Annotated in this window: 2 protein-coding genes and 1 tRNA gene; 2 read left to right on the top strand and 1 reads right to left on the bottom strand. The window is 39.2% G+C overall.

Annotation, left to right across the window (positions count from 1 at the left end; all coding sequences use genetic code 11):
* A partial coding sequence (locus L650_RS0112985) for an ISAs1 family transposase (RefSeq protein WP_029771904.1) occupies positions 1-1112 on the bottom strand: 1112 nt, incomplete at its 3' end.
* 151 nt (positions 1113-1263) lie between these two features.
* On the opposite strand from L650_RS0112985, the gene L650_RS0112980 reads away from it, so the two are divergent.
* Both L650_RS0112980 and L650_RS0112975 read left to right on the top strand, forming a co-directional pair.
* Positions 1264-1340 (top strand) — tRNA-Pro (locus L650_RS0112980).
* A gap of 90 nt (positions 1341-1430) precedes the next feature.
* The gene (locus L650_RS0112975) at positions 1431-1754 is read left to right on the top strand and encodes a DUF2845 domain-containing protein (protein ID WP_029773383.1); all 324 of its coding nucleotides are present in this window, start codon (positions 1431-1433) and stop codon (positions 1752-1754) included.
* Positions 1755-1932: the final 178 nt, after the last annotated feature.

Raw genomic sequence — 1932 nt, 5'->3', positions numbered from 1 at the left:
AACAGGGTTGAGCGGTAATCATCGTCTAGCCCTGCCATTTTCTTTTTCCTCGCCATACTAGCTGACTTAGATGTATCTTGTTTAAAAAGCGCCATGGCTATCTTTCGCATTACATTAAACATTAATGGCCCTTGAAGTTTGCGTATTCTCGATTCATCTTCTCTGAAGTTCATATCAAGCATCCAATGCATGCTTTCAACCTGCCAGTGACTGCGTACCGCATTGAGTGCTTGCGCTGCATTTAAGTCTAATGAACTTATATACCAGCGTGTTTCAGTGGTATCCGACCCTGCCGACTTATCATGAACTTCAGCCCTGACCTTAATAATACTCGTTAAGCCAGGCCAACGATAATCCTTGCCTAACCAGCTTTTATCTATAAGTAACTGCTGGCATGTACGTGTTTCAACACGCCCATGTCCTGAGCTTATTTCGGTATATTCATCACAATTATGCTGAGTTAACCTTTCACGCTCGCACTTGTGCCACCACGCTTCTAGTTCCTTTTGCATGCCTGAATGATTACCTTTAAGTGCAAGAATATAATCTGCTTTTTGTTGGATGATTTGTTTTGCTATTTCTTGTTGGCATCCCATCGCATCTAACGTAATGATACTGTTTTCAATATCGAGCAGGGTGAGTAATTCTGGTATTGCGGTGATTTCATTTGTTTTATTATCAACAGCCGTCTGCCCAAGCACTAACTGGTGTTGGCAACTCCATGCACTGACCGTGTGTAAGGCACTTTTTCTGTCTTTTGTGGTAAATGAACGTCGTGCGGTTTTGCCATCGATAGCGATGATATCTGCACCTGTGGTTTCAATCAGTGATGATATCCAAGATTGAAATGCCCTTTCTATTTCATTTGCTTTTAACCGACACATGACGCGAGCAATCGTGTCATGTTTTGGAATTCCTGCGTTGAACGTACCGTATTTTTTTAACCAATCAAGCTTTAGGTGCCCAAAGTCTTCAATATCTTCCCATCCTTCTGCACCAGAGAGTACAGCGCTAATAGCAAGGAGAAGAATATCGATAAGTTCATGCTTTTTACAACGTTCAATGCGAGGATCTGTAATTGAATTAAAATGTTTCAGAAAAGTAGTGCTCATATTTATGCGACCAAGTAATTATTATGCCTTGATCTGATCACTACTTGCTCTATAAGTTCAATTTATAATGATCTTGCCGTGACAATAAACACGCAAACAAACAATCACTTATTGATTTTTAATAAAATATACGTACTATTGCAAACAACGTCGGTATGTAGCGCAGCTTGGTAGCGCACTGTCATGGGGTGTCAGGGGTCGCAGGTTCAAATCCTGCCATACCGACCATTTAACCTCCTCTTTATTTCTTTTTCACTGTCATTTTTCTGTATTACCTTGTATACCTAGCATTAAATACTATGTGTTTAAGGATGACTTATGAAAAAACGTATTGTGTTTCCTCTGCTTTTATCTCTTTTTATTTCAAGCTTTGCGTTTGCTCAGGGTAGTTTTCGACTTAAAAACGGAAATCTATTAAGTGTGGGTAAAACTAAATCTGACATTGTAGCTGCAGTGGGCGCACCACTTTATAAAGATGTGCTTAATGAAGCTGTTGATATTGGTAATGGCGACAATTTAGTTAAAACAGAAGAGTTTACTTATAAACTAAAAGGCTCAATTGGTGGAATGTACATTGTATTGATCCGTTTTGAAAATAATATTGTGACCAGTATTAGTTCAAAACAAGTCGACAGGCTTTAAATATTTTAGAGTTAGTTTTAAGCAGTTAAAAGCGCCATACGGCGCTTTTTAGTTTTTATTAGTGTGTACGCCCTACACCATTACGCACCATGTCTTTACCGTTTTCAAATACCTCGGCTGTTATGCCACGCGCCAGTAATAACTGTTGTTTGTCGTCAAATACTGCAACAAAATGGCT

The sequence above is a fragment of the Pseudoalteromonas sp. TB51 genome (genome assembly GCF_000498055.1).
Classification (GTDB): domain Bacteria; phylum Pseudomonadota; class Gammaproteobacteria; order Enterobacterales; family Alteromonadaceae; genus Pseudoalteromonas; species Pseudoalteromonas atlantica.
Note: the sequence above shows the minus strand (reverse complement) of the source record. Positions and strands in the feature narration are given on the sequence as shown.

What these genes read in the sequence shown, in the direction of transcription:
- L650_RS0112975 (WP_029773383.1), top strand. Translation starts at nt 1,431, where the DNA reads ATGAAAAAACGTATTGTGTTTCCTCTGCTTTTATCTCTTTTTATTTCA.